Below are 4,740 nucleotides of genomic sequence, written 5' to 3' on the forward strand. Positions count from 1 at the left end.
GGGTAAAAAACGGCGCGATTGAAGCCGGGGACAAGGTCAAAACCGCTCTGGCTTTTGACTTTGAATTTCGGGTCCGGCTTAAATCGCCTCCATTTTGACTCCAGGTGGCAGGGTCCAGCCGTCGGGAGCGGCTGGAGGGCGCGATCGTCGGGAACGAATCGCAACCGACCCTGACACGGAGGCAAAATGGAGGTTTACCGCTTGCGGCGATTTATTTGCCGGGAGTCCGGGTTCTTAGGGTGACGACGGTGGTCACCCTAAGACGTTCACCAGTTCAGTCGCGACATAAACACGCTGTCGCCTGGTGAACGGAACCTTCTCCGGCTCGGCAGGAACCGTCCCTCAAAGATGTGTATAAGAGACAGCCTGGGTGAGGGGGAAATGTCACTTCCTCATCTGCCCCAAAATACGGCTGCACTGATTACCGCCATCTTCGGAAGGCGAGATCATCGCCAGCAGTGCGGCGGCTGGCGTCACCAGCGTTGCCAGTGCCGCAGCCACCGCGCCACGGGCAATCAATGGCCCAGGTTTCACCCCGGCATCCGGGTTCTTAAACGTGCCGCGCACATAAAGTGGCGAGCGCAATGTCAGAATTCGCACCCCTTTGCTTTCAGGATCAATGGTTAAATCGAGCCGCTCGCTGGCAAAGTTGGTGGTGCCAGTGACGTTGATCAGCGCGTTTTCGGTATCAAAGGCAAAAATACGTGGCGTCGCCACGCCGCCGCGTAAATCAAGGTTCGCCGCCGCACAGTTAATCCGCACTTCATCATCACCAAAGATTTGCCCGACGACGTAATTCCCGACGTTCAGGCCGACAATTTCCATCAGGTTGCGGCTGATTAACCCGTCGTTCATCAGCAATTTCAGGTTGCCATCGCTGCTGCCCAACAGCTCCGCAATAGAGTTACCACGGCCCCGCAAATCCGCATCACCATTCAGTTCCCCGAGGGTTTTCTGCATCGATTCCACTTTTGGCATCAGCTGTTTGAGCTGCAAGCGACGCGCCTGAATATCCGCTTCTCCGCGCATCGGCTTCTTGTTGCCATCAAGGTGAATGTTGGCGCTGATGGTGCCGTTCGCCATGCCGAATTTTAGCGGTTGCAGGCGTAAGTCGGCATTTTTAAGGATCACATGCGTGGTGAGATTGCTGAGCGGCAGCGTGCCGCTGTGTTCGATGCGCCCGCCTTTAAAGCGTACGTCAGCATCCATTACGTCCCACTTGGCGGTTTCGAAACGGTCATACGGCAGAACTTTGTCGCCCGGCTGCACGGTTTTCTCGCCTTTGGCTTGTTCCGCCTTTTTGCTTTGTTGCGCGCCCTTGCCGGAATCCACGCCAATCAACGGGCCTAAATCGGCCAGCCGAAGCTGTTTAGATTCAAGGTCGCCTTCCAGTTTCGGCCGCGGTTTGCCCTGGGAATAGGTCAGCGAGCCATGAATGTCGCTGTCGCCAATGCGCCCGTTAAAGTTCTGATAGCGGAACACCGAGCCTTTTTCTGCATCGATTTTTGCCAGTAAATGCCCGTCAGTTTCAAACGGTGGCGTATCCGGCAATAACACACCGGTCAGATCGTAGAGGTTGCCCAGCGAATCACCGGAGAACTTCAGTTGCAGGTCGACACCGCCCATTTTCATCGGGTCGTTGATGGTGCCGATAAACGCCACGCGTGAGTTACCGGAATGCACGTCGGCCTGCACCGGAAAGGCGGTTTCGCCTTCGCTGCGCAGCGCTAACATACCGCCAATTTTACCGGAGCCTTCTATCGGCTCGCCGTTGTAGCGCCCGCGAACTTTCAGGCCAAAGACATAATCTCCGGCTTTTGCGGCATCTTTGCCTTTGGGTTTGTGCCCTTGTATTTCACTAAACGGTAACGGTTTGCCAAGTGGATCAACGAGGATTTCCATCTCTGCTTTAGTGAGTTTGTCGTTAATAGCGATGCGGCCTTTATCGAACAGAATATTGTCCATTCTGAACGACCACGCTGACGGCGGTTGATTGGGATCTTGCGCTGCGCTACTGGCGAGGTTGAACGTCCAGTTATTGTTTTTTTCCGACAGCCGAATGATTCGCACATCGGGCTGAACCAGCTTGATCCACGGGATATAAACGGTTTTAGTGAGCAGCGTGAGAGGTGCAAGCGTGGCATCTACGCGCGGCAGATGCACCATAGTGATTTCAGGAATATCCGGCGGGTTGCCCAGAATAATATCTTCGGCGTGAACATGCGGCCACGGCACCCAACTGCGCCAGCCGGTTTCTTCTTTGTTACGCTCCCATACCACGCCTAAATCGCCACGAATGGCGAAGGGCCGATTCAGCTCTGTCGAGACTTTTTGGTTGATAGTCGGTTTGAGCCGATTCCAGTCAAACGTCGCAATCACAATGATTGCCACCACAACCAACAACAATAAACCCCCGACGACACCGCTGGCGACCTTTCCAGTTTTAGTCATGCCTTTTACCTTCTCCTGATGTGGCTCGCTTTAACTAAAGATAGTTGAGCGTGACCAAAACGGCATCAGGACAGGCGAGTTAGTACGCTCTCTAACTGTTCAAATGGAACGGGACGGGAGAGGAAATAGCCTTGTGCCGCAAACGCGGGGGAGTTTTGCACAGCGCGCCATTCCGCTTCAGTTTCGACACCTTCGACGATGACGCCTTTACAATAGCGATTCATCAATTGCAGCAACATGTTGAATAAATTCCGGCCTTCGTCGCTGGTGCGCAGCATGATGAACAAGTCACGCGCGACTTTGATGTAGTCGTAGTGCATCTCGCTTAAAGCAGAAAAGTTGGCAACACCGGTGCCGAAATCGTCCAGCCACAGCGGGCCGAATTCGTGCATTCCTGCCAGTGTCACGGCTTGCGGTTGGGTGATGTGCTCCACCAGTTCAAAGCGCACCCACGGCATTTTGTTGATAAGCCTTAGAATCGACTGATGATGCTTCATTGCCACAAGAGTCGGGCCATCGACATTCACCGACGCTAAAATGCCATAGCCAAGGAAGATGGATTCCCAACTGCGCAGCAAATTGAGTTGCTCTTCGATGACCATCAAGCGCGTGCGACTGGAGACAGATGAAAAGTAGCGATCCGGGGCAATACGCACCTCCGGCTCATCCGCGTGCGTGACCACCGTCAGCAGTTCTATCGCCATTAATCGACCATCGATTTTGTAGATCGGCTGGAAGGTGTACTGCCGCTGGCACTGCAACCAGAACCGCCGCTCCTGCAAACTTTCGACACTCGCCTCAAGCGTATTCAGCCGGTGAGTGATCTGATTAAACTTCATCATGTACGTCCTGTTTACCTTGATAACTCGGATGGCCCATCGTCAAGTTATCGGCGTAGCGCATGAGAACTTTATGTTCGCTTTGAGTACAACCTTAATGAAAGAGAGTTGGTTCACATTGGCAATAAACTGCCTTAGCTCAAAGTTTTCCGAAACATCGTTTTAAATTGTTTGACTCGTTTTTAGCCGACCAGCAAACTAGCGGTAATTTCATCAATTCAGGTTTACTGCTATGCCAACGCGCAAAATCGCCGTTATCGGTGAATGTATGATTGAACTGTCGCAAAAAGGTGCGGAAGTTAGCCGCGGCTTTGGTGGCGACACCCTAAATACTTCCGTTTATATCGCCCGCCAGGTCGATGCAAACGAGCTAGAAGTCCATTACGTCACGGCTTTGGGTGAAGATAACTTCAGCCAACAAATGCTCGACGCATGGCAGCAAGAAAACGTTCACACCGAGCTGACACAGCGCCTGGAGCACCGTTTACCAGGCTTGTATTACATCGAAACTGATTCAACCGGCGAGCGTACTTTCTATTACTGGCGTAACGAAGCCGCAGCCCGTTTCTGGCTGGAGAGCGAGCAAGCTCAGGCGATTTGCGCAGAGCTGGCTCAGTTCGATTACCTGTATTTAAGCGGGATTAGCCTGGCAATCCTCAACGCGGCGAGCCGTGAAAAGCTGATGGCGCTGCTGACTCAGTGCCGCGCTAACGGTTGCAAGGTTATCTTCGATAACAACTACCGTCCGCGCCTGTGGGCCAGCCGTGAAGAGACGCAACAGGTTTACCAGCAAATGCTGACCTGCACTGACATCGCGTTCCTGACTTTGGATGACGAAGATTTGCTGTGGGGCGCGAAGCCGGTTGAAGAAGTGATTCACCGTACTCAGGCAGCTGGCGTGCGTGAAGTGGTCATCAAGCGCGGCGCAGAGTCTTGCCTGGTGGCGATTCAGGGCGAGCCGATGTTAGAAGTGCCAGCGGTAAAATTACCGAAAGAAAAAGTTATCGATACCACAGCGGCTGGCGACTCTTTCAGCGCGGGTTATCTGGCGGTACGTTTGACTGGTGGTAGTGCTGAAGAAGCGGCAAAACGCGGGCATTTGACGGCGAGTACCGTGATTCAGTATCGCGGGGCGATTATCCCGAAAGAGGCGATGCCTTCTTAAGGCAACCCTCACCCGGCCCTCTCCCTGTGGGCTGTCTCTTGTACACAACTCATCCTGGCTATCTTGTCAGGGTGAGATCTGTAAGCCCTGCTGGTTTTCCGTTCACCCGTGTGTTCAGTTATCTCTTTAATTCCCGCAAACGGTGAACGTATCAAGGGGTTAACGCCAACCCCTTGATAATCCAGGCGCCCGGCAAATCAATCGCCGCTAAAGCGGTAAACACCGTTTTTCACCCAACATTCGGGGTCGTTCGCGATTCGTTCCAGACGATCGCTCTCTCACGTG

General features: G+C 53.4%; 3 protein-coding genes. 1 reads left to right on the plus strand and 2 read right to left on the minus strand.

Annotated elements, in window-relative coordinates; genetic code table 11:
- Positions 1-384: 384 nt before the first annotated feature.
- Both MES37_RS23520 and pdeH read right to left on the minus strand, forming a co-directional pair.
- Complete coding sequence (locus MES37_RS23520; protein WP_237932746.1) at positions 385-2,451, minus strand: AsmA family protein; 2,067 nt, start codon at positions 2,449-2,451, stop codon at positions 385-387.
- 65 nt (positions 2,452-2,516) lie between these two features.
- On the minus strand, positions 2,517-3,290 hold the full coding sequence (gene pdeH, locus MES37_RS23525; RefSeq protein ID WP_064542219.1) for a cyclic-guanylate-specific phosphodiesterase: 774 nt from the start codon (positions 3,288-3,290) through the stop codon (positions 2,517-2,519).
- 232 nt (positions 3,291-3,522) lie between these two features.
- Here pdeH and MES37_RS23530 point away from each other — a divergent pair, with 232 nt between their 5' ends.
- Positions 3,523-4,455 (plus strand): sugar kinase, encoded by a 933-nt coding sequence (locus MES37_RS23530; protein WP_064542216.1) that lies wholly within the window; start codon positions 3,523-3,525, stop codon positions 4,453-4,455.
- Positions 4,456-4,740 lie beyond the last annotated feature (285 nt).

The organism is Buttiauxella sp. S19-1 (genome assembly GCF_022134725.1).
Classification (GTDB): domain Bacteria; phylum Pseudomonadota; class Gammaproteobacteria; order Enterobacterales; family Enterobacteriaceae; genus Buttiauxella; species Buttiauxella ferragutiae.

Coding starts and splice junctions, on each gene's coding strand:
- MES37_RS23520 (WP_237932746.1), bottom strand. CDS start 2,451: ATGACTAAAACTGGAAAGGTCGCCAGCGGTGTCGTCGGGGGTTTATTG.
- pdeH (WP_064542219.1), bottom strand. CDS start 3,290: ATGAAGTTTAATCAGATCACTCACCGGCTGAATACGCTTGAGGCGAGT.
- MES37_RS23530 (WP_064542216.1), top strand. CDS start 3,523: ATGCCAACGCGCAAAATCGCCGTTATCGGTGAATGTATGATTGAACTG.